Consider the following 23,851-nt stretch of genomic DNA (forward strand, 5'->3'; position numbering starts at 1 on the left):
ATTGTAGCCCGGTAAGCGCAGCGCTACCGGGCATCACAACACTTACTCTTTATCGCCCAGCAGAACGGATTCCAGTGCGATTTTGATCATGTCGTTGAAGGTCGTCTGACGTTCAGCGGCAGTGGTCTGCTCGTGAGTACGGATATGGTCGGACACGGTGCAGATGGTCAGCGCTTTCGCACCAAACTCAGCCGCAACGCCGTAGATACCCGCCGCTTCCATTTCCACGCCCAGCACGCCGTATTTTTCCATTACGTCGAACATTTCGCCGTCCGGAGAGTAGAACAGGTCAGCGGAGAACAGGTTGCCCACGCGCGCGTCTACGCCCAGCGCTTTTGCCGCATCAACTGCATTACGCACCATGTCGAAGTCAGCGATAGCTGCGAAGTCATGATCTTTAAAACGGATACGGTTTACTTTGGAGTCGGTGCAGGCACCCATACCGATAACCACGTCACGCAGTTTAACGTCCATACGCACAGCGCCGCAGGAGCCTACGCGAATGATTTTCTTCACGCCAAAATCGGTGATCAGCTCTTTGGTGTAGATAGAGCAGGACGGGATACCCATCCCGTGACCCATAACGGAGATCTTACGGCCTTTGTAAGTACCGGTGAAACCTAACATGCCGCGAACGTTGTTCACTTCACGAACATCTTCGAGGAAAGTTTCAGCAATATGCTTTGCGCGCAGCGGGTCGCCCGGCATCAATACGACGTCAGCGAAATCACCCATTTCTGCATTAATATGTGGAGTTGCCATCTTCAGTTCCCTTTTGATTTATTGTTTTTGTCGGGGGGGTAGCACTGCCTTACCCAACCGACAAAACGAATTCAAATACCCTAAGGATTTCGCGTTGTAGGAAGGCGACGAATTCGGAACCCCCGGGAGCATAGATTACCTATGTGACCGGGGTGAGCGAATGAAGTCAACGCATCTACAGCGCGAAAGACAACGGGTATCACAGCATGTTTTTACCGTAGTCCATCGGCGATGTACCAAAGTAGCTCGCCAGCGTCTGGCCAATATCCGCGAAAGTTTCACGGTGGCCTAAAGAACCTGGTTTCACTTTCGGGCCGTAAACCAGCACCGGAATGTGCTCACGGGTGTGGTCAGTGCCGGTCCAGCTCGGGTCACAGCCGTGGTCAGCGGTCAGGATCAGAATGTCATCTTCACCCACCAGTTCCATCAGTTCAGGCAAACGGCGGTCGAACAGTTCCAGACCTGCAGCGTAACCAGCGATATCGCGACGATGTCCCCAGGAAGAGTCGAAATCAACGAAGTTAGTGAAGACGATGGTCTTATCACCCGCTTCTTTCATCTCTTTGATGGTGGCGTCGAACAGCGCGTCCAGGCCGGTAGCTTTCACTTTTTTGGTGATGCCACAGTTAGCGTAGATATCCGCGATTTTACCGACGGAAACCACGTGACCGTCTTTCTCGTCGACCAGTTTCTGCAGCACGGTCGGTGCTGGCGGCTCAACGGCCAGATCGTGACGGTTACCGGTACGCTGGAAATTACCCGCTTTATCACCGATAAACGGACGCGCGATAACACGACCGATGTTGTAACCACCTTCGGTCAGTTCTTCACGAGCGATTTCACACAGTTCGTAGAGTTTATCCAGGCCAAAAGTCTCTTCGTGACAGGCAATCTGGAACACGGAGTCTGCGGAAGTATAGAAAATCGGCTTGCCGGTTTTCATATGCTCTTCACCCAGTTGATCCAGGATCACGGTACCGGAAGAGTGGCAGTTGCCGAGGTAGCCCGGCAGGTTGGCACGTTTGACCAGTTTATCCAGCAGTTCCTGCGGGAAGCTGTTGTCATGATCGGAGAAATAACCCCAGTCAAACAGAACCGGAACACCCGCGATTTCCCAGTGGCCAGACGGCGTGTCTTTCCCGGAAGAGAGTTCATGCGCCCAGGCGTAGGCACCAATCACTTCCGCGTTACCGTCCATACCAGCAGCAATTTTACCGGTAGAACCTTCGTGAGCTTTCACCAGGCCCAGACGGGTCAGGTTAGGCAGATTCAGTGGACCTTTGCGACCCTTGTCAGCTTCGCCTTTCGCACAGGCTTCTGCAATGTGTCCCATAGTGTCTGAGCCTACGTCGCCAAAGCGATCCGCATCTTCAGTCGCACCAATACCAAAGGAGTCCAGCACCATAATAAATGCACGTTTCATCTTGTTCTCCAACATCTGCGCCGCAAAAAAGCGATCAGATCAGTATACAGTTATTCGGTAATACGACGATAGACTGTCGGTGTAATTTCTGGCGCTTTATCGTCAAGGCTAATTGCCGCTTTGACCGCTTTCGCCGCTTCCTGCCAGCTGGCTTCGTCTTTGGCGTGGATCACCGCCAGCGGACGCTGTCCGTCTACGCTGTCGCCCAGACGCGCCATGTCGCTAAAGCCAACGCTGTAATCAATGGTGTCCGAAGCCTGACGACGACCGCCGCCCATGGAAACAACCGCCATTCCCAGCGCACGGGTATCCATAGCGCTGACAAAACCTTCGGTATCAGCATATACCGCTTTGCTGAGCATTGCCGTCGGCAGGTACTTCGCATAATTTTCGACGAAATCGGTCGGGCCTTTCTGCGCCGCAACCATGCGACCAAAAATCTCTGCCGCTTTGCCGTTATCCAGCACCGCCTGCAATTTCGCACGGGCTTCGGCATCATCTTTCGCCAGATTGCCGGAGATCAGCATTTCCACGCACAACGCCATCGTGACGTCTAACAGACGTGGATTGCGGTATTCACCTGTCAGGAACTGCACCGCTTCGCGGACTTCTACCGCGTTACCTGCGCTGGATGCCAGTACCTGGTTCATATCGGTTAACAGCGCGGTGGTACGTACACCCGCCCCGTTCGCCACGCCGACAATCGCTTCGGCAAGCGCTTCAGAAAGCTCATAGGTCGGCATAAAGGCGCCGCTGCCTACTTTCACATCCATCACCAGCGCATCCAGCCCTTCCGCCAACTTTTTCGCCAGGATAGAGCCGGTAATCAGCGGGATGGAATCCACCGTCGCGGTAATATCGCGGGTGGCATAAAAACGTTTATCCGCCGGTGCGAGCGAGCTGGTTTGCCCAATAATCGCCACACCCACGTCTTTAATAATTTCACGGAAACGCGCATCGTCCGGGAAGATGTCAAACCCTGGGATGGCTTCCAGTTTATCGAGCGTACCGCCGGTATGCCCCAGACCACGTCCGGAAATCATCGGAATATAGCCGCCACATGCAGCGACCATCGGGCCTAACATCAGTGATGTTACGTCACCCACGCCGCCGGTAGAGTGTTTATCCACAATCGGGCCGTTCAGCTGCAGGCTTTTCCAGTCCAGCACGGTTCCTGAATCACGCATTGCCATGGTCAGCGAAACACGCTCAGGCATTGTCATATCGTGGAAGAAAATGGTCATCGCCAGGGCGGCGATTTGCCCTTCAGAGATGGTGTTGTCGCGAATCCCATTGATAAAGAAACGAATCTCTTCATCGCTCAGCGCATGACCATCACGTTTTTTACGAATAATTTCTTGTGCGAGAAACATGGTAACCCCCGATAAATCAGGTTAAATGCAGCGGAAAACCCACTGCAATGAATGATTACTCTAAACAATTCGAGTCGCAGGAAGCGGCAAGGAAGCTCATCCCCAGGCGCTTACTACAGTAAGTGACTGGGGTGAGGGAGTGCAGCTAACGCACCTGCGGCTTGCAGTATGACGAGTAATTAGTAGCTGCTTGCGCTCTTACCATCGCCGTGCCCCAGCGCTTTCAGCAGGCTCGCCAGCAGGCTGGATGCGCCAAAACGATAGTGACGGGAATCGGCCCAGTCAGCGCCAAACAGTTCGTCGGCAATCGCCAGGAACTGCTGTGCATCTTCTGCGGTACGCACGCCGCCTGCCGGTTTGAAACCTACAGTTTTAGAAACGCCCATGTCGCGGATCACTTCCATCATGATGCGTGCGCTTTCCGGCGTCGCATTTACCGGCACTTTACCGGTAGAGGTTTTGATGAAATCAGCCCCCGCTTTGATGGAGATTTCAGATGCTTTACGGATAAGACTCTCTTCTTTCAGCTCACCGGTTTCGATGATCACTTTCAGCAGCACGTTTGCCGCCGCACACGCATCTTTACATGCTTTAACCAGATCAAAACCAACCTGCTCGTTACCGGCGATCAGGGCACGGTAAGGGAACACCACGTCAACTTCATCCGCGCCGTAGGCAATCGCCGCGCGGGTTTCAGCCAGCGCAATCTCGATGTCGTCGTTGCCGTGCGGGAAGTTGGTCACGGTTGCAATACGGATGTCCGGAGTGCCTTGCTCTTTCAGCGTCTTACGCGCGATAGGGATGAAACGCGGATAGATGCAAATAGCGGCAGTGTTGCCTACCGGGGTCTTCGCCTGATGACACAGCGCGATCACTTTTTCATTGGTGTCGTCGTCATTCAGGGTGGTCAGGTCCATCAGTTTCAGTGCACGCAGGCTGCTTGCTGTTAAATCGGTCATAACATTCTCCAACGGCATCGCCGTATAAAATTTCACCTTGCGAGTTTGTTAGTATTCTAACATCCGCTCGCTATTACACTTCGATATACATCACAGTTAATGAAAACCACATACAGATTTGCATTACTCTAATGAGATCTACTTCAAATAAATCACCTTTCAAGAAGGGATGCGGTGGCATCAGGCGCATCCGGATCAAAGGTTGTGGCGGCGTTGCTTTCTACAATGGCGTTACACCTTCGGGATAAAAAGGAATCAACGATGCCCACTTCAAGCGAACTCGCGCTGCAACAGCGTTGCCAACAAATCGTGACCAGTCCGGTGCTCAGCCCTGAGCAGAAACGCCACTTCCTGGCACTGGAGGCTGAAAACGCGCTGCCTTACCCGCAACTACCTGCTGAGGCTCGCCAGGCGCTGGATGACGGGGTGATCTGCGATATGTATGAAGGTCATGCCCCGTTCAAACCGCGCTATGTTTTACCCGACTACGCGCGTTTTCTGGCTAACGGTTCCTCATGGCTGGAACTGGAAGGAGCCAGGGATCTTGATGACGCGTTATCCTTACTCACCATCCTGTATCACCACGTTCCGTCAGTCACCTCGATGCCGGTCTATCTCGGCCAGCTCGACGTTCTGCTGCAACCGTATGTTAGAATTCTAACACAAGATGAGATCGATATTCGAATAAAACGTTTCTGGCGTTATCTCGACAGAACCCTGCCAGACGCATTTATGCATGCCAATATCGGCCCCGCAGATACGCCTGTCACCCGTGCAATTTTACGCGCAGACGCAGAGTTAAAGCAGGTTTCGCCTAATCTGACGTTCATTTATGATCCGCAAATTACACCTGACGACCTGCTGCTCAACGTGGCGAAAAATATCTGCGAGTGCAGTAAGCCGCACATTTCCAACGGCCCCGAAAATGATAAAATTTTCACAAAAGGTCAGTATGGCGTCGTCAGCTGTTACAACTCGTTGCCGCTCGCCGGGGGTGGAAGCACGCTGGTCAGGCTCAATCTGAAAGCCATCGCAGAGCGCAGCACCTCTGTCGATGACTTCTTTACGCGCACCCTACCGCACTATTGCCAGCAGCAAATCGCCATCATTGATTCACGATGTGAATTCCTCTATGAAAAATCACATTTCTTTGAGAATAGCTTCCTGGTGCAGGAAGGGTTGATTGATCCCGAACGTTTTGTCCCTATGTTCGGCATGTATGGCCTGGCGGAGGCGGTGAATCTGCTGTGCGATAAGGCGGGGCAGAATGCTCGCTACGGAAAAGACGAGGTCGCCAATCAGCTCGGCTATCGCATCAGCGCCCAACTGGCGGAGTTTGTAGAAAGTACCCCGGTGAAATTTGGCTGGAAGCAGCGCGCAATGCTGCACGCACAGTCAGGGATCAGTTCTGACATCGGCACCACGCCGGGCGCGCGTCTGCCCTACGGCGATGAGCCGGATCCGATCACTCACCTGCAAACCGTCGCGCCGCATCATGCGTATTATCACGCTGGGATCAGCGACATTCTCACGCTGGATGAAACCATCAAGCGCAATCCTCAGGCGCTGGTGCAATTGTGCCTCGGGGCGTTTAAAGCTGGGATGCGTGAGTTTACTGCCAACGTGAGTGGTAACGATCTGGTCCGCGTCACCGGCTATATGGTACGCCTGTCGGATCTGGAAAAATATCGCGCCGAAGGTTCACGCACCAACACCACCTGGCTGGGCGAAGAAGCCGCGCGCAATACGCGCATTCTGGAACGACAACCTCGCGTGATTAGCCATGAACAGCAGATGCGCTTCAGTAAGTAAGATCATTCCTTTCTCCTGCGTCGACGGGCCGGGCAGTCGCCTGGCTCTGTTTCTGCAAGGATGTAACCTGCGCTGTAAAAATTGCCACAATCCGTGGACGATGGGACGCTGCAACGACTGCGGGGAATGTATCCTGCATTGCCCGCATGAAGCGCTGAGCCTGAGTGCGGGGAAAGTGAGATGGCAATCCGACGTATGTCAGCAGTGCGATACCTGCCTGCACATGTGCCCACAGCAGGCCACGCCGATGGCGCAAACCCTGAGCGTTGATGAAGTGCTGCAGCATATTCGCAAGGCGGTGCTGTTTATTGAAGGAATTACGGTCAGCGGCGGCGAAGCGACCACCCAGTTGCCGTTTATCGTGGCGCTGTTTAACGCGATCAAAACCGATCCGCAGCTGCAACACCTGACCTGCATGGTAGACAGCAACGGCATGCTGAGCGAAACCGGCTGGCAAAAACTACTGCCGGTATGCGACGGCGTAATGCTCGATTTAAAAGCCTGGGATAGCGCGTGTCATCGACAGTTGACTGGCCGCGATAACACGCTAATTAAACAAAGCATTACCTTTTTGTCCGGGCAGGAAAAACTTGCGGAACTGCGCCTGCTGGTTATTCCTGGCCACGTGGATTATCTACAGCATATCGATGCACTGGCGGCGTTTATCAAACGTTCAGGTGATGTACCAGTGCGGCTAAATGCCTTTCATGCGCACGGGGTGTACGGCGAAGCGAAAGACTGGCCGAGCGCCACGCCTGAGGATGTGGAGCAACTGGCGCAAAGATTGCGCGAGCGCGGGGTGGATAATTTGATCTTCCCGGCGCTGTACCTGTGATTGCCGGATGCGACGCATCCGTCGTCAGGCAATTAAAAATCAAATAACGCCGTCGTATTGCGATACAGCGCATCAGCGATAACATCCGCAGGTTCCGGGCGCAGCTCGCAGAGGACATCAAAGACTCTGACCACCTGCTCCGGGCGATTCGGCTGTCCCTGAAAGCCGTTGAGCGGCATATCCGGCGCGTCAGTTTCCAGCAGCAGTGAGTCCAGCGGCAGTTGCGCCATTACCTCGCGGGTTTTACTGGCGCGCGGATAGGTAATGGTGCCGCCCACGCCAATTTTGTAGCCCAGTTGCACAAAACGTTCGGCCTGCTGCACGCTCCCGGAAAATCCATGCACCACGCCGGTTCGCGGTAAAGCATGGCGTTTCAGGTGCATCGCCAGCTTGTCATGAGTGCGCCGCGAATGCAGGATCACCGGCAATTCGTAACGCTTCGCCAGCTTAAGCTGCGCTTCCAGCAGCCGCTCTTGCTTATCGAATTGCGGATCGTCCCGATAAAGATCCAGCCCAATCTCACCTACCGCCACCAGCTTTTGCGGACGCTTATCCAGCGCCTGCTGCAACTGCTCCAGGCAGTCATCGCTATGTTGCTCAATAACAATGGGGTGCAGCCCCAGGGCGGCAAACAATGGAGGGTAATTTTCCGCTAACGCCAGTACACGGGAAAAATTTGCCGCCTGGGTGGCCGGAACGATAATGCTTTGCACGCCGACGTCAGCCGCGCCCTGAATACTGGCAGATTCATCGCCCGTAAACGGCGGAAAATCAAAGTGACAATGCGTATCAATAAAACGATAACTCACGCCAAATCCTCATTATTAAACGTCGTGTCGTTAGCCTGAGGCGCATTGGTCACCACGGGGGCGTGAGCGTCGTTAGCCACCGGCGCAGGTGGAACCACGACCGGTCCCGGCACCATAATCTTCGGCGTCTGACGAGGCAACGGCGCATTTTTCGCCAACAGCTTGCCGACGGTTGCCAGGAAGTAACGACCACACAGGCGTCCGGTCTTGTAATCTTCCCGCAGCGCCGGAATACGGCTTCCTAATGCCATGCTATGGAGCGGTTTGGGCGGGTAGATCTCAAAGATACGCAGCTTGCCCGGCGGTTTCTCAATAAAACTCTGAATCGCGCGATAGCTGGCTTCATGGTGCTGGACCAGATTCAGCAGCGGTTGCAGGCTGCTTTCGCCCAGCCAGCGTTCCATACGCTTGAACCACTGCGGGGTGTAATACATTTGCGAAGGCACGGTGCGGATAACCACCAGCGTTTTTGCCCCCTGCTTCGCCGCTTCCTGCACGGGAATGGCGTCGCTGACTCCCCCATCGAGATAATTCACACCATCCAGCGCAACCCCTGCGCGGTAGAACCCGGGAATCGCGCTGGAGGCACGAATAAGATCGAGCCAGTTTTGCCGGTTCGGCGAAAAATAGCCAGGCGTGTAGTCATCGCCCCGACAGGCGCACATATAAAACGATTTCCCTGCGGCAAACAGGCGCTCGGCGTTATCCATCGCCAGTGGCATCTGAGACGCAGTCGAATCCACTAGCCAATCGAGATCGATTAAGTTTCCCCCGCGCACAAAGCGCACCGGGTCAAAAAATTCACGTCGGGTAGTGTAACGCATGATGACTTTACGGCCGTAACCCGGCTGGTTACAAAGATAGGCTGAAAGGTTTTGCGCGCCAGCGGAGGTCCCGTAGAAGAGATCAAAAGGATTGAACTGCGCGCGCATGAATTCATCCAGTACGCCAGCGGTGAAGATGCCTCTTTGTCCGCCGCCCTCACACACCAGCGCCATACTGCCTGGTTGAAACGGACGTAACGATAACGGCGCAATATTACCGAGCGTGACGGGTATTCTCTGCCCCACCTCTGCCTTCCTGTTGTTTTTGTAATAGAACAACAAAGTAACGCAAATTGCCTGATGCTAAAACCGTAAAAGCCAGTCCGGTGGACTGGCTTAGTAGCAAGTTATCTTTACGGTTAATCCCCAAAATAATTCGAGTTACAAGAAGGCGGCAAGGGCGTGAATCCCGATCTGCTTACTCTGGTAAGTGATACGGGCGAGCACGCGTAGCCAGCGCACCTTTAACTTGAAGAATAAAGGGGATGTCGCTAGGGCCGTTTACGACCTGTAAACAGGCTGACCAGAAACAGAATGATCCCCACCACAAAAACAATTTTCGCTGCGCCAGCAGCGGTACCCGCCAGTCCACCAAAACCCAGTGCAGCGGCAATTAACGCGATAACCAGAAATATGATGCCCCATCGAAACATGCGCTTCTCCTTTACCATAGTTAATGTCACCGCTTGATATGAGCACTCAGGCTGCCCATCGGCGATATTTTCAGTGTGGTGCACAACACGCCTCCCGACAAACGTCGGGAGGACGAATTAAGTCTAATTAGTGAGTTTTAAGATCGTTTTTGACGCTTTTCACGCCATCAATCGCTTTGGCGATGCTCTCAGCGCGATCGCTTTGAGCCTGTGATTCAACGGTTCCTGAAAGCTGTACCACGCCATCGGTGGTTTCAACTTTCACTTTGCGGGAAGGGACAATATCATCGGCCAGCAGCTTAGCTTTTACCTCACTGGTGATTGCCGTATCGCCCGCATAGCTTTTTACAGAAGTGTCTTTGCTATCACGTACGTGCAGTTTGTCGCTAACGGAGGTCACACCCTCAACGCCTTTGGCGACTTTAACTGCCTCTTCGGCTTGTGCCTGGCTTTCAACAAACCCGCTTAGCGTCACCACCTTCTGGTCGGTTTTAACGGAAATGTCGGTGCTCTTAATGCTATCGTGATCCACCAGCGCGGCTTTTACTTTCGCAGTGATGGTGCTGTCATCCATGAAATTACCGACTTTGTTCATGGAGCTATCGACTTTCTGCCCCGCACTTTCGACGCCGGATTGCGTTTTATCCGTCGTGGAGTTTTCTGCATAAGCAGAACCCGTTGCAACAGCGGAGGTCAGCATCACGGCCAGCAGCGTTTTAGAAATCTTAAGTCCTGTCATTGTCATCGATGTATTCCTGTATGTTTGCTAAAAGCTGCGCTCTGCCATAAAACGGCTTGAGCCAGCAACTAATCTTGTAAGTGGAATAAATATCAGCAATAGAAGCTGCAACAGGCAGCCTAAAAAGCATTTAACGCCGACATTTATGTCATCACATTGTTAAATATAGTTCAGGATTTCGTGATCGCAGCCCAGATTGACTAAAAAACGTGCAAACAAAAGAAAAACGAGAGGTTTTAAGAACATTCCGCAAGGGATTTAAAAGACAGGAAAAGTTGTAGGGCACGGCGGATACCGTGCCCTGAAGGTCGATTAGTGTTCGCGCGTTTTGCGGAACTGAACGTCAGGGTAACGTTCCTGGGTGAGATTCAGGTTAACCATGGTCGGCGCGATATAGGTGAGGTTATCGCCGCCATCCAGCGCCAGCTGAATTTCGTTTTTACGCTTGAATTCTTCGAATTTCTTCACGTCAGAACACTCTACCCAGCGTGCTGTCGCTACGTTGACCGACTCATAAATCGCTTCAACGTTGTATTCGCTCTTCAGTCGTGAAACCACCACGTCGAACTGCAGCACACCAACAGCGCCCACGATCAGATCGTTATTAGCGATCGGACGGAAAACCTGCACTGCGCCCTCTTCGGACAGCTGAACCAGCCCTTTCAGCAGCTGTTTCTGCTTCAACGGATCCTTCAGACGAATACGACGGAACAGCTCCGGCGCGAAGTTCGGAATACCGGTGAACTTCATCATTTCGCCTTGGGTAAAGGTATCGCCAATCTGGATAGTGCCGTGGTTGTGCAGACCCAGAATATCGCCCGGATACGCTTCTTCCACGTGAGAACGGTCACCGGCCATAAAAGTCAGCGCATCGGAGATAACCACATCTTTACCAATGCGCACCTGGCGCATTTTCATCCCTTTCTCGTACTTGCCGGACACCACGCGCATAAACGCCACGCGGTCACGGTGTTTCGGGTCCATGTTGGCCTGAATTTTAAACACGAAGCCGGTGAACTTTTCTTCTGAGGCTTCAACGACGCGGGTGTCGGTTTTACGGGGCATCGGCGCAGGCGCCCACTCCACTAAGCCATCCAGCATATGATCAACGCCGAAGTTACCGAGCGCGGTACCGAAGAATACCGGGGTGATTTCGCCCGCGAGGAACAGCTCATGGTCGAACTCGTTAGACGCGCCCTGCACCAGCTCCAGCTCGTCGCGCAGCTGCTGCGCCAGGTCTTCCCCCACGGCGGCATCGAGTTCCGGGTTGTTCAGACCTTTAACAATGCGCACTTCCTGAATGGTGTGGCCTTTACCCGTCTGGTACAGGTAAGTTTCGTCTTTATATAGGTGATAGACGCCTTTGAACAACTTACCGCAGCCAATTGGCCAGGTGATCGGCGCACAGCCGATTTTCAGTTCATTCTCGACTTCATCCAGCAGCTCCATCGGATCGCGGATGTCACGGTCGAGTTTGTTCATAAAGGTCAGGATCGGGGTATCACGCAGACGGGTAACTTCCATCAGCTTACGGGTCCGGTCTTCAACACCTTTTGCGGCGTCGATGACCATCAGGCAGCAGTCCACCGCCGTCAGAGTACGGTATGTATCTTCAGAGAAGTCTTCGTGCCCTGGGGTGTCCAGCAGGTTTACCAGGCAGTCATGATATGGAAACTGCATCACAGAGGTGGTAATGGAGATACCACGCTGTTTTTCCATTTCCATCCAGTCAGATTTCGCATGCTGGCTGGAGCCACGGCCTTTTACCGTACCGGCGGTCTGAATCGCCTGTCCGAATAACAGTACCTTTTCAGTAATTGTCGTTTTACCGGCATCCGGGTGAGAAATAATGGCAAAAGTGCGGCGTTTGGCCACCTCTTGCAAATAAGGAGACAACGTCATAGTCAAATCTTCTTAGGTAAGCACGGCAACAGGCCGTGCAAGTTGAATACGAAAAATTGCGGCTATTTTACCCATCAACGGGGGGGAGGCAATCAGTGTTTACACAGGAGCCGCTCCAGTTCACTTAATGACGCCACGGTCCAGGTCGGCTGAATGCCCGCTGGCTGCTCGCGGTGGTGCGTATTTAGCCAGCAGGTGGATAGCCCGGCGTTAATGCCGCCAAGAATATCGGACTCTGCGGTGTCGCCCACCATCAGTACGTGAGAACGCTCAGGATTGCCCGCCTGCTCCAGCGCATGGTCAAAAATACGGGGATCGGGTTTTGCCACGCCAACCTGCTCAGAAATCACCAGCAGGTCGAAATAGTCGCGCAGCCCCGTCCGCTCAAGGCGGATTTGCTGCAACGCCGTAAAGCCGTTAGTAATAATACCGATTTTTGTTTTATCACGAATCGCATTGAGCAGAGAAACCGCCCCTGGCAACGGCGAGCAGATCTCCGCCATCGCATTGATAAAGGCGTCATTAAGCTGGCCTGGCTCAACCTTCAGGCGTTCAGCCCAGCTCTGAAAACGAGCGTGCTGGAGTTGTAATGAGGTTATCGCACCGTTTTGATAATCCACCCACAGCGGTTTATTTACGGCCTGGTAGTCCTGAAAATCTTCAGCGGTAAAGGTAATGCTATAGTCGAGAAACATCCGCTGTAAGCCGGTAAACGAGTCAAACGTAAACAGCGTTTCGTCGGCATCAAAGAAAATCCAGTCCCACTTCTTCATCATTACACCTTGTCTTACATGCTGATTGGCAATGCCATTATAATGGCGTCTTCATGACCATCGGCCGTCGGATAGTAATTGCGCCGGATCGTCGCCTCGTTAAAGCCCAGGCTTTCGTACAGCGCGATAGCGGCAGCATTTGAGGCGCGTACTTCAAGCCACAGTGTCAAAATGCCACGCTTTTCCAGCTCATCGATCAGGTATTCCAGTAGCTCACGCCCCAGGCCCCGGCGCTGAAAGTCAGGATCGACGGCAATATTGAACAGCGTAGCTTCATCCAGCACGACCTGTGTAATCGCAAAGGCGGCCATTACGTCGTCAACCCTCAACTGAAAATTGAGGTAGCGATCGCCCTGGTTGCTGGCAAATGTTTTTTCACTCCACGGAAAAGCGTGAGCGCGTTTTTCAATCTGAAATGCTGCAGGTAAATCAGTCGATTCGAGGGAAGAAATCGTGTTCATATGCGCAGATTTGTTGCCATAACGCGGCGCGGGCCGCGGGGTTTTCCCGTAATTCATTAAACGCAGGACTCTCGACCTGAGCGCCCTCCAGCAGCAGCGGCTCTTCGGTTCCCAGCCGCCAGCTATTACAGCGACTGCCCTGCGGCAGCATGGCGACGCGGTCAGGCGTCAGTTGTAAAACCTGATCCGGGCTGACGGTTAATGCGCGTAAAATATCGCTCATCAACGGTTCAGTTAGTGCGGGTAATTGTGCAGCAACCATCACCAAACGGACGTGCGCAGGAATTGAAATCGCGATCTCGCCCTGCAGTGCGCCGGGACGACGCAATGACCACTGCGTAATGCCCAGTTGCTGTAACTGCCAGTCTCGTCGGGATGTCATAGCGAAACACTCCTGTCTATCAGGGGCGCAAATATAGCAAATTTGTCGAATCCGTGCCATCAAACAACTATAATCCCCCGCTGTACAATTTAAGGAGCACTCCATGTCTGCTTTTACCCCGGCAAGTGAAGTCTTGCTGCGCCACAGTGATGATTTCGAACAAAGCCGTATTCTGTTTGCCGGTGATTTGCAGGATGACCTGCCTGCCCATTTTGAATGCGCCGCCAGCCGTGCGCACACTCAGCAGCTTCACCACTGGCAGGTGCTTAACCGCCAGATGGGCGACAACGTTCGCTTTAGCCTCGTCGCCCAGACCGATGACGTTGCCGATAGCGATACGCTGATCTACTACTGGCCGAAGAATAAGCCGGAAGCCCAGTTCCAGTTGATGAACATTCTGTCGCTGTTACCGGTGGGCACCGATATTTTTGTTGTTGGTGAGAACCGCAGCGGCGTTCGTAGCGCAGAGCAGATGCTGGCCGAATACGCGCCGCTGAACAAAGTCGACAGCGCGCGTCGCTGTGGCCTGTACCATGGTCGTCTGGAAAAACAGCCGGTCTTTGATGCAGAAAAATACTGGGATGAATACCAGACCGAAAATCTGACCATCAAAACGCTGCCGGGCGTATTCAGCCGTGACGGCCTGGATGTTGGCAGCCAACTGCTGCTCTCCACGCTGACGCCGCACACCAAAGGCAAAGTTCTGGATGTCGGCTGCGGTGCAGGCGTACTCTCCGTCGCCTTAGCCAGCCACTCGCCAAAAGTGCGCTTAACCCTGTGCGATGTTAGTGCCGCCGCCGTTGAAGCCAGCCGCGCAACGCTTGCTGCCAACGGTATTGAAGGAGACGTAATCGCCAGTAACGTCTTTTCTGACGTGACGGGTCGCTTTGATATGATCATCTCCAACCCACCGTTCCACGACGGGATGCAGACCAGCCTCGATGCCGCGCAAACGCTGATTCGCGGTGCAGTGCGCCACCTCAACAGCGGCGGTGAACTGCGTATCGTGGCGAACGCCTTCCTGCCTTATCCGAAGGTACTGGATGAAGTGTTTGGCTTCCACGAAGTTATCGCGCAGACCGGTCGCTTCAAGGTCTATCGCACCATCATGACGCGTCAGGCGAAGAAGTAGAACGGCCATCCCATGCCGGATAAGGTGCCTGCACCGCCATCCGGCAGGGTTTGCTAAATGCGGGGTGGCACTTCGTTTACACGGCCTGCGTTTAGCGCCCATTTTTACATCAATTAAGCGCGTCCTGGGCAATTAACTATTGACGAAAAGTTGAAAACCACTAGAATGCGCCTCCGTGGTAACGATACTTTTTTGAGTGTCGATGGTATGCGAAGGTGGCGGAATTGGTAGACGCGCTAGCTTCAGGTGTTAGTGTCCTTTCGGACGTGGGGGTTCAAGTCCCCCCCCTCGCACCATAATCCACGTTGATATTGCTCGCACTGGGCGAAGGTGGCGGAATTGGTAGACGCGCTAGCTTCAGGTGTTAGTGTCCTTAGGATGTGGGGGTTCGAGTCCCCCCCCTCGCACCAACGAGGCGATATCAAAAAATAAGATGACTGTGCGAAGGTGGCGGAATTGGTAGACGCGCTAGCTTCAGGTGTTAGTGTCCTTAGGATGTGGGGGTTCGAGTCCCCCCCCTCGCACCAATTATCTTATTTCCCTCTTGATTTTCTTCCCTGTTTTGTTCATCCCTGATTCCCGTTCATCATCACCAGAACAATGCCGCCGATCAGCGCCGCACATGAAGGCAACAGGACAAAATGCCGCAAACGCTTGTGGTACAGCATGAGTGAAGTCAACAGTAATCCTAATACAATCATCGCCTTCCATACGTAGACCGACAGGTCGCTAAATGCCATCCCGGCAATCAGTATTCCCGGCAGCAGAACACCCCATCCACTGCCCAGCGTACGTTGCAACATGGTACCACCTATGACATTGATAATGATAACCAATATCATATGATAAATTTTCTCATTTGTCAGCTAGGAGGCACTATCAATTATATGAGTTTTACTTAACGATTGATGACATGAATAATTTAAGGTGATAAATTGCTCGCCGGTTAGCTTTTCAACTAAAAACAATAAAAACCTCTGCGAATGATACCCCGTTCGTTATTTGTTTTATTTACCAACACACCTTCGTACATTGCAGATAACTAACAATATTTACCTATGACAGTACAATCCTGGCGAGCTCTGCGCACCAAAAAATACCAACTCTCTTTACGATTATTTCTGCTGCTCAACGCAGTCTCCGCACTGTTTACGCTTTTTTTTCCCTGTTTGCCGTCAAAGCGTTGTCAGTACCGGCATTGCTGATTCTCGTGATGAGTACATTGTTGCTGGCATGGCATAGGAAATATGTGGATAAAAGAATTAATCTTCCTTTTATTTCAATCGTTTTTGGTTTGCTATGGGCATTACATATTTTCCTGAAATATAACGCTCTGGGTCATAATGATTATTATTTTCTATTAATCGCGCTTCTCAGCGTGCTGTTTATTGGTTCTATCGCTTTTGCCAATAATATCATCGCGTTTACGCTTCACTCATTGCCTTCCGTCGCCGTCTGTTTATGGCTGAATGGCAGCGAGCATGGTTTGCGAATTTTCTATTTTATGGCGCTACCCATGGCCGGGATCGCCATCCAGCATGTGATACAGAAGCGCTACGATGGCTTCGCCCAGCAGCTGATGTATAAACTGCTGGAAGAACGGGAAACCCTGAACGGGCTCAGCATGCTCGACCCGCTAACCGGTTTGTACAATCGTCGGGGGCTGCAACACCGACTCGATACGCTGTTGGCCTTGAGCAACGCGAAGCACTACGTCTTGCTACTGGATATCGACCATTTCAAAGCCTATAACGATCACTACGGTCATATGATGGGAGATCAGGCGCTGATCCGCGTCTCTGCCGCAATTCGTGACTCCGTGCGCTCCCGGGACGTGGTGGCGCGCTTTGGTGGGGAAGAGTTTATGGTTTTGCTGACCGCGGTCGATCCCCAGCAGGCCCAGGCTGCCGCCGAACGTATTCGCCAGAAGGTGTACGACCTTAAAATTCCTCACATGTTTAACGAGAGCGTGGCAACCAACGTAACCGTGAGTATTGGTATTGCGCCTCTGGTCGAGCAGGATATTGATGCCGCTGTTGCCCGAGCGGATAAAGCCCTTTATGAGGCCAAGAGCCTTGGGCGCAACAGTACGCTGGTCAGCGATGACCTGCGGGTAAACTGCCCTTCTGCCTGAGCTATCTGTGCGGTGTGGCCCGGGATGGCGACAAAGATCTTGCCATCGCTCAATGTCAATTATAGGATTAGCAATCATTATCATTAAGATTAACATCCTTATATCGACATGGCTTATCGTTCCGCACCGATCGTTGAAGATGTCATCTGGCGTAGCCCTCTGCCTGCAAAGATGCCCTCGCTGGCTGCTGCCGTACGCGCAACGATAGCCAACACCCGTGAGCACCTGCTGGACTTCATTCGTCTTGACGAAACGCCCGTGCCAGGTGCGATGACGCTACATGAATGGACGCAATCAACGACGCTAAGTTCATTGCTGGCTGTCTATTCAGACCATATTTATCGCAATCAGCCCACGCTGCCACGCGAAAATAAGCCGCTGATTTCTCTCTGGGCGCAGTGGTATATCGGCCTGATGATGCCTCCGCTCATGGTGGCCCTGCTGACGCAAAAAGAGGCCATCGACGTCTCTCCTGAACACATGCACGTAGAATTCCACGAAACAGGCCGTGCTGCCTGCTTCTGGATCGACGTGCATCAGGATCACCAGGTCACGGCCCAGTCTCCTCAGCAACGCATGGAAACACTGATTCTCTCGGCGCTGACGCCGGTTGTGCAGGCGCTGGAAGCGACAGGCGAGATCAATGCGAAGCTTATCTGGAGCAACACCGGATATTTAATTCACTGGTATTTAACGGAAATGAAGCCGTTATTAGGTGAAGAACTGCTGACCACACTGCGCCAGACCTGTTTTTTTGAGAAACAACTCTCCTGCGGTCAGGATAATCCCCTGTGGCGTACCGTTGTTCCGCGCGAGGGACTGTTAGTGCGCAGAACCTGCTGCCAGCGCTATCGCCTGCCCGATGTCCAGCAATGCGGTGACTGCACGCTGAAGTAAGCGAGGAGCCGTAGCCCCTCGCCCGTCAGTTACGCAACCTGCTGATTTTCTTCTTCTATACGCTGTGCTTCTTCTTTTTCCTGCGCTAATAGCTGCTTTTCGTAAACCTTAAAGAATGGGAAGTAGATAACGGCAGACACCAGTGCCAGCAGGACAACCAGAATGGCCGCACGATAGTCCCAGCCTAACGCCCACGCCGCGCCAACCGGTGCCGGGGCCGTCCAGGGAACCACTGAAATCACCCGCCCAATCAAATCCAGCTTCATCGCCGCCCAGGCCAGCACTGCGTTCACCATCGGGGCCAGCAGGAAGGGAATAAAGAACACTGGGTTCATGACAATCGGTGTACCGAAAATCACCGGTTCGTTAATATTAAAAATGCTCGGAACAACGCTCAAACGCCCGATCGATCGTAGATGGGCCGAACGGCTACGCAGATAGCAAATCACCAGCCCCATCGTCGCGCCGGAACCTCCAACCACAATAAAGAACGTCCAGAACGCTTCCATAAAGATATGCGGTAAAGGCGCGCCCTGCGCCAGCGCCGACTGGTTCATCCCGAGATTGGTGAGCCAGAACATTTGCAGCATTCCCGACACAATTGCCGCGCCATGTATACCCGCAAACCACAGCAGATGGCCGATCAGCACCGCCAGCAGTATCGCTGGCAGAGAATCCGCTGCAGACACCAGTGGTTTAAAGATGGCCATGATGGCCTGCGGGATCAGCATGTCAAACTGCGACTGAATCACCAGACTCAGCGGGTACAGCGTCAGCACCACCACCAGCACAGGGATCAGCAGATCGAAGGAGTTTTTGATCATCGGCGGCACCTGATCGGGTAAACGAATGCCGATGTTGTGCGCCTTCAGGAAGCGCATCATTTCAACGCAGTAAATAGCCACCAGGATGGCAGTGAAAATCCCCGTACCGCCCAGGCTATCAACCGGCATAGTGCCTTTGGTTTTCGGTGCAGCAATCAGCAAAAAAGCCATGATCGATAGCATCGCGCACATGAAAGGATCTAGCTGATGTGACTTCACATAGTGCTTGCCCAGGTTATAAGCGATAGCCGCACATATGTAGACTGACATGATCCCCATCGTCATATCAAACGGTGTGAGGATTTGGCCTTCAAACTGTTTCGCCATATCCAGCCACGCACGTGCAAACCCCCAGGTGGTATCCGGAGAAAAAGGTGGATAGGCGAAAACCAGCAGAAACGAGCCTACGATCATAAAGGGCATCGCCGAAATAAACCCATCACGGATAGCCATCACATGACGTTGTGAAGAGATGCGCCCGGCAACAGGGCTGACGTAATTTTCAACGAAGCGGAAAATCACATTAAACACAGCATGATTAGTAGACATAGCCGTTCTCCCGTTGTGCAAAACCCTGCAACCGTGCTGGTATCAACACCACCACGTAAAGCCCATTACTACTTTTCGCAACCGTGCCGGGAGGAACGCCAGCGCTACTGCATTTTGAGTTCAGTTTCATAGATGGCTCTTATTATGTAATACAGAGGAAGTGACAACTTCAGTATTAATCGCCATTTGAGCATTCTGCAACCGGTTACTGTAACCGGTTTCTTTGATTGTGAAGACGATCGAAAAACTGCCAATGTTGCCATGTTGTTACATTAAAATATTTACAGCGAGCTTGCCCCTATGACAAATTACGCCATGCGGTTTTCTGCTGGATGGAGCTGCCTGTAGGCGATTTGGAGAGAAGAATGAGTTTGCAATCAGTACGCCAATTTTTAGCGCAATATGCACCAGATATTGAGATTATCGAATTAGATCAGAGCACAGCTACCGTCGATCTGGCAGCGAAAGCCCATAACGTCGAACCAGGCCAGATCGCGAAAACGCTTTCGCTGAAGGTCAAGAACGACATTATTCTGGTCGTCGCCAAAGGTGATGCCCGGCTGGATAACAAAAAGCTAAAGAGCACTTTCGGTGCCAAAGCCCGTATGTTGAGTAGCGATGAAGTAGTGAACGCGACCGGCCATCCCGTTGGCGGCGTTTGCCCTTTCGGACTGGAAACGCCGATTTCGGTATACTGCGACGTTTCGTTGAAGCATTACGCTGAAGTGCTTCCCGCCGCAGGCGCCATCCACAGCGCCGTTCGTATCACGCCAGAAAGGATGGCTGAGCTGACTTCCGCCACCTGGGTGGATGTGTGTCAGTGATGATTCACGTTCCGTGCCGATAACGAAACCCGGCACGAAACGATCTAACATTACCCGCTAAGAAGCCGCCTGTAGAAAAGGTGCAGGTTCACCTGCACGCAGGTACAGCAGGATATCTGCAGCATCCAGCAGTCCGGCATCTGAGCTCACGCCCAGCTTGGACATCACATTAAATTTATGTGCCCGAATGGTTTTAATATTCCGCTCTAACTGAGCAGCGATCTGCGGCATTGAATAGCCATTCGACATAAAGCGCAGTATTTCTCGTTCTGTTGGACTGAGCATACGGCTTTGATTGATATACCAATGGTTTTTAGAACCTTCGTTTCCCCGGTTGGGGCCGTTCAATACCGTAAATAACGCGTCCTGCAGTACCGTTAATGAAGAAGATTTGCTCACAACGCCATCTAACGGCAACGGCGACAAAGAGCCGATTAATCGCGCTTCAGCGTCATCATCAGCAATCACCACCCGGCGAATACGCGGAAAATTTACAGCCAGTTCCGTCAGATAAGCTAACCCGGCCCTGCGATCGGTTCTGATTGCAGAGAGAGAGAAAATAACCGCCGAAAACGACGTTTTTAACATCACCTGACTAAATGCAGGCTGGCTCGAAAAGATATGAAGTTCGTATTGATTATCCGGCATGGTATTAAACAGGCTCTTAATACCGACGCTACTCATCGCGCACTTCTCTACCAGCGCAACGTTTCTTTTGATGCTTCGGCTTTCCATTCCGTGGTTTCTCCATAAACTGAAGGTAAATTCAATTCTCGCGATCCTTGAGAACTGTTTATCCAGGCGTACATTTCTGCATTGCTATGTATCGACAAGCGACGCATAGCGCTGTTCTTTTGGGCGCTGATCGTTTTATTGCTTTTCTTCAGCAATGTCGCAATCTGATTAATTCCCCAACCTTTTCCCAGGAGTCTCAGCACTTTCCTCTCCGAGAGGGTAAGTACAATTGAGCGGGCGCTATGGTCTGCTAATTCTGGCATCAGGGGCGGAGAGAGCAGAGACTTGCTAATTCTCTCGGCACGGCTATTTCCTGCGTGAATAATATTCACCAAACTTTCAATCGTCTCGGCATCAGATAACAGCGAACTGACAGGGCACATCAGCAATTCAATGGCCAGCGGATAAAAAACACGAGAAACGAGAAATATCCAATGAATATCGCGGTATTGAGATAATAAAGAATAATACTGTTCGCAGACTGAACGTGGATGATTACAGTCTCCGGATAAGTCAGCAATCACCAAATCGGCACAACGCAGCTGCAGCAACGTCAATTCTTCGACGGAGCGGCAGTAGGTAAGTTCATAATCAGCGAACTGCCCCTGCATTACACTTTTAAGTCCGGTTTGTACGATCGGTAATTTACTAATAATAATTGCGTTTTTGCAGCGTCCTGGCAACATATCTCCTCCACACTCACCAGTCCGTATTCGCACTTATTAAAAATCCCCTGATAAATTAAAAGTATTAATTAACAGGAAACCCTAAACAATAGACGAGGTGAATTGTTTATCCTTGGCTTTTATTTATAAACAAAGTTATACCGCTACAATCCCAGTAGCATCAAACTATTGAACCATCATGCCAATAATTACTCATGAATACACTCTTTGTACAATTAAAAGAACTACAATAGATCGTTAGCGTTGCTTACGTATTTTCCATCCTGATAAATAACATTACATTTTCATAAGTGCTGTCTTTATTGATAAGCAAGTGAGGTGTGCAAACGCATCAGACGTACGATCTGCATCTTTTTTCGACGCAAAGATTGATCTTAGCCAGAGCCAACAGGATCATGCTTCATGATAAAAAGAAGACATCCGCCACGCAAAGAGATCCTTTTCAGTCAGAGCGAGTCATGCAAACAGAGCAGTCGTCACAGCGAACGGTTACACGGTTATGTATTCAATGCGGTCTTTTTTTACTTCAGCATGGGGCAGAAAGTGCGCTGGTTGACGAGCTATCCACCCGCCTCGGGCTGGCGCTTGGCATGGATAGCGTAGAAAGCGCTATCTCCTCTAACGCCATCGTCCTGACCACCATTAAAGACGGGCAGTGCCTGACTTCAACGCGAAAAAATCAGGATCGCGGAATTAACATGCACGTCGTGACGGAGGTGCAGCACATCGTTATTCTGGCGGAACACAAACTGCTGGATGTTAAAGGCGTTGAGAAACGCTTTAGCCAGATTAAGCCGCTGCGCTATCCAAGATGGTTGGTCGCCTTTATGGTCGGCTTGTCCTGCGCCTGCTTTTGTAAACTCAATAATGGCGGATGGGATGGCGCGGTGATCACCTTTTTCGCCAGTATGGTGGCAATGTATATTCGCCAGATTCTGGCGTCCCGGCATTTGCACCCGCAAATCAACTTCTGCATTACTGCGTTTGTGGCAACCTCGATTTCTGGTCTGCTGCTGACCTTGCCGACGTTTAACCACACTCCAACCATCGCCATGGCCGCCAGCGTGCTGCTGCTGGTTCCGGGTTTTCCGTTGATCAACTCCGTCGCGGATATGTTTAAGGGACACATTAATACAGGGCTCGCTCGCTGGGCTATTGCCAGTCTGCTGACGCTGGCGACCTGCATTGGCGTAGTCATGTCGATGACCTTATGGGGGCTTCGCGGATGGGCGTGATCGATTTCATTTTGGCGCTAATGCAGGACATGATCCTGTCGGCGATTCCGGCGCTTGGCTTTGCCATGGTATTTAACGTACCACATCGGGCGCTCCCCTGGTGCGCGTTACTCGGCGCACTCGGCCACGGTTCACGAATGGTGATGATGAGCGCAGGATTTAATATCGAATGGTCAACCTTTATGGCGTCGCTACTGGTGGGCTGCATTGGGATCCAGTGGTCACGCTGGTATCTGGCGCATCCGAAAGTCTTCACCGTTGCGGCAGTAATCCCCATGTTCCCTGGGATCTCTGCCTATACCGCCATGATCTCGGCGGTAAAAATCGGCCATTTTGGTTACAGCGAAGCGCTGATGATCACGCTGTTGACCAATTTCCTGAAAGCCTCATCGATTGTTGGAGCGCTCTCTATCGGGCTATCCGTACCGGGATTATGGCTGTATCGCAAACGCCCGCGCGTTTAGCGGCACGCTTTGTTAGCTCTTCGCAGAGAGGGGAATCGCCCCCTCATCTGCTGCTCTCCTTCTTCTCTGTGTTACTATAAAAGCAGTCCCCTTCTCGGTTGTTGTTCAGTATTGAGAAACATTATGCCCAGCAAAATTTTGACGCCGGACGTCACTAGCATTGACGCCTTACTACACGATCACCACACGGTGCTGGCCAGGTCTGCGGGCGGCGCCGTAGCCGTATTCGCCAATAACGCGCCAGCATTTTACGCGGTGACGCCTGCACGACTGGCCGAGTTGTTAGCGCTTGAAGAGAAGCTGTCACGCCCGGGAAGCGATGTGACGCTGGATGCACAATTTTATGAAGAGCCGCAAACCGCTCCTGTTGTCGTGCCAATGGGGAAATTTGCGATGTACGCTGACTGGCAGCCCGATGCCGACTTTCAGCGCCAGGCCGCCCTGTGGGGCGTGGCGTTAAGAGAACCGGTCACCGCCGAGGAACTAGCCTCATTTGTCGCCTACTGGCAGGCCGAAGGCAAAGTCTTTCACCATATTCAGTGGCAGCAAAAACTGGCACGCAGCATCCAGATTGGCCGGGCCAGCAATGGCGGAATGCCGAAGCGCGATGTGAACAGTGTCAGCGAGCCTGACAACCATATTCCACCGGGTTTTAGAGGATAAC

Annotated in this window: 24 protein-coding genes, 3 tRNA genes and 1 pseudogene; 12 read left to right on the forward strand and 16 right to left on the reverse strand. The window is 52.3% G+C overall.

Annotated features, from left to right (window positions below):
* Nucleotides 1–42 precede the first annotated feature (42 nt).
* The 4 genes from deoD to deoC form a co-directional block, all read right to left on the reverse strand.
* Nucleotides 43–762 carry a purine-nucleoside phosphorylase gene (deoD, locus tag OGV75_RS06055; RefSeq protein ID WP_000224864.1) on the reverse strand — a complete coding sequence of 240 codons (720 nt, stop codon included), beginning with the start codon at nucleotides 760–762 and terminating at the stop codon, nucleotides 43–45.
* A gap of 199 nt (nucleotides 763–961) precedes the next feature.
* Nucleotides 962–2,185, reverse strand: a complete 1,224-nt coding sequence (gene deoB, locus OGV75_RS06060) for a phosphopentomutase (RefSeq protein WP_016151610.1) — start codon at nucleotides 2,183–2,185, stop codon at nucleotides 962–964.
* Between the two features lie 50 nt (nucleotides 2,186–2,235).
* A complete protein-coding gene (gene deoA, locus OGV75_RS06065) occupies nucleotides 2,236–3,558 on the reverse strand; it encodes a thymidine phosphorylase (protein ID WP_016151609.1) in 1,323 nt (440 codons plus the stop codon).
* A gap of 179 nt (nucleotides 3,559–3,737) precedes the next feature.
* Nucleotides 3,738–4,517, reverse strand: coding sequence for a deoxyribose-phosphate aldolase (gene deoC, locus OGV75_RS06070; RefSeq protein ID WP_016155634.1), 780 nt, complete (start codon nucleotides 4,515–4,517; stop codon nucleotides 3,738–3,740).
* 261 nt (nucleotides 4,518–4,778) lie between these two features.
* Between deoC and OGV75_RS06075 the strand changes: the two genes are divergently transcribed.
* Together OGV75_RS06075 and OGV75_RS06080 are read left to right on the forward strand one after the other, a co-directional pair.
* Nucleotides 4,779–6,329, forward strand: a complete 1,551-nt coding sequence (locus OGV75_RS06075; RefSeq protein ID WP_095715613.1) for a YjjI family glycine radical enzyme — start codon at nucleotides 4,779–4,781, stop codon at nucleotides 6,327–6,329.
* Nucleotides 6,301–7,164 (forward strand): YjjW family glycine radical enzyme activase, encoded by an 864-nt coding sequence (locus OGV75_RS06080; protein ID WP_286480436.1) that lies wholly within the window; start codon nucleotides 6,301–6,303, stop codon nucleotides 7,162–7,164. The genes OGV75_RS06075 and OGV75_RS06080 overlap by 29 nt, the downstream gene beginning before the upstream one ends.
* A gap of 32 nt (nucleotides 7,165–7,196) precedes the next feature.
* Here the strand turns inward: OGV75_RS06080 and OGV75_RS06085 are convergent, their stop codons facing one another.
* The 8 genes from OGV75_RS06085 to holD form a co-directional block, all read right to left on the reverse strand.
* Complete coding sequence (locus OGV75_RS06085) at nucleotides 7,197–7,973, reverse strand: metal-dependent hydrolase (protein WP_016155630.1); 777 nt, start codon at nucleotides 7,971–7,973, stop codon at nucleotides 7,197–7,199.
* A complete protein-coding gene (locus OGV75_RS06090; protein ID WP_019078315.1) occupies nucleotides 7,970–9,043 on the reverse strand; it encodes a patatin-like phospholipase family protein in 1,074 nt (357 codons plus the stop codon). Before OGV75_RS06090 ends, OGV75_RS06085 begins: the two co-directional genes overlap by 4 nt.
* 245 nt (nucleotides 9,044–9,288) lie before the next feature.
* The gene (locus OGV75_RS06095) at nucleotides 9,289–9,450 is read right to left on the reverse strand and encodes a DUF1328 domain-containing protein (RefSeq protein ID WP_003019081.1); all 162 of its coding nucleotides are present in this window, start codon (nucleotides 9,448–9,450) and stop codon (nucleotides 9,289–9,291) included.
* Nucleotides 9,451–9,577: 127 nt separating this feature from the next.
* Nucleotides 9,578–10,195, reverse strand: a complete 618-nt coding sequence (gene osmY, locus OGV75_RS06100; protein WP_286480437.1) for a molecular chaperone OsmY — start codon at nucleotides 10,193–10,195, stop codon at nucleotides 9,578–9,580.
* Nucleotides 10,196–10,501: 306 nt separating this feature from the next.
* Nucleotides 10,502–12,091, reverse strand: a complete 1,590-nt coding sequence (gene prfC, locus OGV75_RS06105; protein WP_016151601.1) for a peptide chain release factor 3 — start codon at nucleotides 12,089–12,091, stop codon at nucleotides 10,502–10,504.
* Nucleotides 12,092–12,183: 92 nt separating this feature from the next.
* Nucleotides 12,184–12,864, reverse strand: a complete 681-nt coding sequence (gene yjjG, locus OGV75_RS06110) for a pyrimidine 5'-nucleotidase (protein ID WP_286480456.1) — start codon at nucleotides 12,862–12,864, stop codon at nucleotides 12,184–12,186.
* A gap of 14 nt (nucleotides 12,865–12,878) precedes the next feature.
* The gene (gene rimI / locus OGV75_RS06115; RefSeq protein ID WP_046275497.1) at nucleotides 12,879–13,325 is read right to left on the reverse strand and encodes a ribosomal protein S18-alanine N-acetyltransferase; all 447 of its coding nucleotides are present in this window, start codon (nucleotides 13,323–13,325) and stop codon (nucleotides 12,879–12,881) included.
* Nucleotides 13,294–13,707 carry a DNA polymerase III subunit psi gene (gene holD, locus OGV75_RS06120; protein WP_046275496.1) on the reverse strand — a complete coding sequence of 138 codons (414 nt, stop codon included), beginning with the start codon at nucleotides 13,705–13,707 and terminating at the stop codon, nucleotides 13,294–13,296. The genes rimI and holD overlap by 32 nt, the downstream gene beginning before the upstream one ends.
* Nucleotides 13,708–13,810: 103 nt before the next feature.
* Here holD and rsmC point away from each other — a divergent pair, with 103 nt between their 5' ends.
* The 4 genes from rsmC to OGV75_RS06140 all read left to right on the forward strand — a co-directional run bounded on the left by rsmC (nucleotide 13,811) and on the right by OGV75_RS06140 (nucleotide 15,366).
* The gene (gene rsmC / locus OGV75_RS06125) at nucleotides 13,811–14,839 is read left to right on the forward strand and encodes a 16S rRNA (guanine(1207)-N(2))-methyltransferase RsmC (protein WP_047358379.1); all 1,029 of its coding nucleotides are present in this window, start codon (nucleotides 13,811–13,813) and stop codon (nucleotides 14,837–14,839) included.
* Between the two features lie 209 nt (nucleotides 14,840–15,048).
* Nucleotides 15,049–15,135: transfer RNA gene (locus tag OGV75_RS06130), tRNA-Leu, on the forward strand.
* Between the two features lie 28 nt (nucleotides 15,136–15,163).
* Nucleotides 15,164–15,249, forward strand: a tRNA-Leu gene (locus OGV75_RS06135).
* A 31-nt stretch (nucleotides 15,250–15,280) separates the two neighbouring features.
* A tRNA-Leu gene (locus tag OGV75_RS06140) sits at nucleotides 15,281–15,366 on the forward strand.
* 39 nt (nucleotides 15,367–15,405) lie between these two features.
* Here the strand turns inward: OGV75_RS06140 and OGV75_RS06145 are convergent.
* A complete protein-coding gene (locus OGV75_RS06145; protein ID WP_019078313.1) occupies nucleotides 15,406–15,681 on the reverse strand; it encodes a DUF1435 domain-containing protein in 276 nt (91 codons plus the stop codon).
* Nucleotides 15,682–15,897: 216 nt separating this feature from the next.
* Here OGV75_RS06145 and OGV75_RS06150 point away from each other — a divergent pair.
* Nucleotides 15,898–16,973 (forward strand): annotated as a pseudogene (locus OGV75_RS06150) (GGDEF domain-containing protein).
* A 108-nt stretch (nucleotides 16,974–17,081) separates the two neighbouring features.
* Nucleotides 17,082–17,870, forward strand: a complete 789-nt coding sequence (fhuF, locus tag OGV75_RS06155) for a siderophore-iron reductase FhuF (protein ID WP_047414505.1) — start codon at nucleotides 17,082–17,084, stop codon at nucleotides 17,868–17,870.
* Nucleotides 17,871–17,899: 29 nt separating this feature from the next.
* Here the strand turns inward: fhuF and OGV75_RS06160 are convergent, their stop codons facing one another.
* Nucleotides 17,900–19,243 carry a PTS sugar transporter subunit IIC gene (locus tag OGV75_RS06160; RefSeq protein ID WP_016151595.1) on the reverse strand — a complete coding sequence of 448 codons (1,344 nt, stop codon included), beginning with the start codon at nucleotides 19,241–19,243 and terminating at the stop codon, nucleotides 17,900–17,902.
* A gap of 365 nt (nucleotides 19,244–19,608) precedes the next feature.
* On the opposite strand from OGV75_RS06160, the gene OGV75_RS06165 reads away from it, so the two are divergent.
* Nucleotides 19,609–20,067, forward strand: coding sequence for a YbaK/EbsC family protein (locus OGV75_RS06165; protein WP_101700350.1), 459 nt, complete (start codon nucleotides 19,609–19,611; stop codon nucleotides 20,065–20,067).
* A 57-nt stretch (nucleotides 20,068–20,124) separates the two neighbouring features.
* Here OGV75_RS06165 and bglJ read toward each other — a convergent pair whose 3' ends face one another.
* Both bglJ and OGV75_RS06175 read right to left on the reverse strand, forming a co-directional pair.
* A complete protein-coding gene (bglJ, locus tag OGV75_RS06170; protein WP_131405578.1) occupies nucleotides 20,125–20,802 on the reverse strand; it encodes a DNA-binding transcriptional activator BglJ in 678 nt (225 codons plus the stop codon).
* Nucleotides 20,763–21,488 (reverse strand): response regulator transcription factor, encoded by a 726-nt coding sequence (locus OGV75_RS06175; RefSeq protein ID WP_131405577.1) that lies wholly within the window; start codon nucleotides 21,486–21,488, stop codon nucleotides 20,763–20,765. The genes bglJ and OGV75_RS06175 overlap by 40 nt, the downstream gene beginning before the upstream one ends.
* Before the next feature lie 458 nt (nucleotides 21,489–21,946).
* Between OGV75_RS06175 and OGV75_RS06180 the strand changes: the two genes are divergently transcribed.
* The 3 genes from OGV75_RS06180 (at nucleotide 21,947) to dnaT (ending at nucleotide 23,850) form a co-directional block, all read left to right on the forward strand.
* Nucleotides 21,947–22,723: a threonine/serine exporter family protein gene (locus OGV75_RS06180; protein WP_016155624.1), complete on the forward strand. Its 777-nt coding sequence runs from the start codon at nucleotides 21,947–21,949 to the stop codon at nucleotides 22,721–22,723.
* Nucleotides 22,714–23,187 carry a threonine/serine exporter gene (locus OGV75_RS06185; protein ID WP_016151589.1) on the forward strand — a complete coding sequence of 158 codons (474 nt, stop codon included), beginning with the start codon at nucleotides 22,714–22,716 and terminating at the stop codon, nucleotides 23,185–23,187. The genes OGV75_RS06180 and OGV75_RS06185 overlap by 10 nt, the downstream gene beginning before the upstream one ends.
* Nucleotides 23,188–23,310: 123 nt before the next feature.
* Nucleotides 23,311–23,850 carry a primosomal protein DnaT gene (gene dnaT, locus OGV75_RS06190; protein WP_016151588.1) on the forward strand — a complete coding sequence of 180 codons (540 nt, stop codon included), beginning with the start codon at nucleotides 23,311–23,313 and terminating at the stop codon, nucleotides 23,848–23,850.
* The last annotated feature ends 1 nt before the right edge of the window (nucleotide 23,851 follow it).

Origin of the sequence: Citrobacter sp. Cb028, assembly GCF_030336705.1 — a bacterium.
Classification (GTDB): Bacteria; Pseudomonadota; Gammaproteobacteria; order Enterobacterales; family Enterobacteriaceae; genus Citrobacter; species Citrobacter braakii.

What these genes read in the sequence shown, in the direction of transcription:
- fhuF (WP_047414505.1), top strand. Translation starts at nt 17,082, where the DNA reads ATGGCTTATCGTTCCGCACCGATCGTTGAAGATGTCATCTGGCGTAGC.
- OGV75_RS06175 (WP_131405577.1), bottom strand. Translation starts at nt 21,488, where the DNA reads ATGTTGCCAGGACGCTGCAAAAACGCAATTATTATTAGTAAATTACCG.
- yjjG (WP_286480456.1), bottom strand. Translation starts at nt 12,864, where the DNA reads ATGAAGAAGTGGGACTGGATTTTCTTTGATGCCGACGAAACGCTGTTT.
- dnaT (WP_016151588.1), top strand. Translation starts at nt 23,311, where the DNA reads ATGCCCAGCAAAATTTTGACGCCGGACGTCACTAGCATTGACGCCTTA.
- OGV75_RS06160 (WP_016151595.1), bottom strand. Translation starts at nt 19,243, where the DNA reads ATGTCTACTAATCATGCTGTGTTTAATGTGATTTTCCGCTTCGTTGAA.
- OGV75_RS06080 (WP_286480436.1), top strand. Translation starts at nt 6,301, where the DNA reads ATGAACAGCAGATGCGCTTCAGTAAGTAAGATCATTCCTTTCTCCTGC.
- holD (WP_046275496.1), bottom strand. Translation starts at nt 13,707, where the DNA reads ATGACATCCCGACGAGACTGGCAGTTACAGCAACTGGGCATTACGCAG.
- OGV75_RS06185 (WP_016151589.1), top strand. Translation starts at nt 22,714, where the DNA reads ATGGGCGTGATCGATTTCATTTTGGCGCTAATGCAGGACATGATCCTG.
- prfC (WP_016151601.1), bottom strand. Translation starts at nt 12,091, where the DNA reads ATGACGTTGTCTCCTTATTTGCAAGAGGTGGCCAAACGCCGCACTTTT.
- bglJ (WP_131405578.1), bottom strand. Translation starts at nt 20,802, where the DNA reads ATGGAAAGCCGAAGCATCAAAAGAAACGTTGCGCTGGTAGAGAAGTGC.
- OGV75_RS06180 (WP_016155624.1), top strand. Translation starts at nt 21,947, where the DNA reads ATGCAAACAGAGCAGTCGTCACAGCGAACGGTTACACGGTTATGTATT.
- deoA (WP_016151609.1), bottom strand. Translation starts at nt 3,558, where the DNA reads ATGTTTCTCGCACAAGAAATTATTCGTAAAAAACGTGATGGTCATGCG.
- OGV75_RS06095 (WP_003019081.1), bottom strand. Translation starts at nt 9,450, where the DNA reads ATGTTTCGATGGGGCATCATATTTCTGGTTATCGCGTTAATTGCCGCT.
- rimI (WP_046275497.1), bottom strand. Translation starts at nt 13,325, where the DNA reads ATGAACACGATTTCTTCCCTCGAATCGACTGATTTACCTGCAGCATTT.
- deoC (WP_016155634.1), bottom strand. Translation starts at nt 4,517, where the DNA reads ATGACCGATTTAACAGCAAGCAGCCTGCGTGCACTGAAACTGATGGAC.
- OGV75_RS06165 (WP_101700350.1), top strand. Translation starts at nt 19,609, where the DNA reads ATGAGTTTGCAATCAGTACGCCAATTTTTAGCGCAATATGCACCAGAT.
- deoB (WP_016151610.1), bottom strand. Translation starts at nt 2,185, where the DNA reads ATGAAACGTGCATTTATTATGGTGCTGGACTCCTTTGGTATTGGTGCG.
- OGV75_RS06145 (WP_019078313.1), bottom strand. Translation starts at nt 15,681, where the DNA reads ATGATATTGGTTATCATTATCAATGTCATAGGTGGTACCATGTTGCAA.
- deoD (WP_000224864.1), bottom strand. Translation starts at nt 762, where the DNA reads ATGGCAACTCCACATATTAATGCAGAAATGGGTGATTTCGCTGACGTC.
- rsmC (WP_047358379.1), top strand. Translation starts at nt 13,811, where the DNA reads ATGTCTGCTTTTACCCCGGCAAGTGAAGTCTTGCTGCGCCACAGTGAT.
- OGV75_RS06075 (WP_095715613.1), top strand. Translation starts at nt 4,779, where the DNA reads ATGCCCACTTCAAGCGAACTCGCGCTGCAACAGCGTTGCCAACAAATC.
- osmY (WP_286480437.1), bottom strand. Translation starts at nt 10,195, where the DNA reads ATGACAATGACAGGACTTAAGATTTCTAAAACGCTGCTGGCCGTGATG.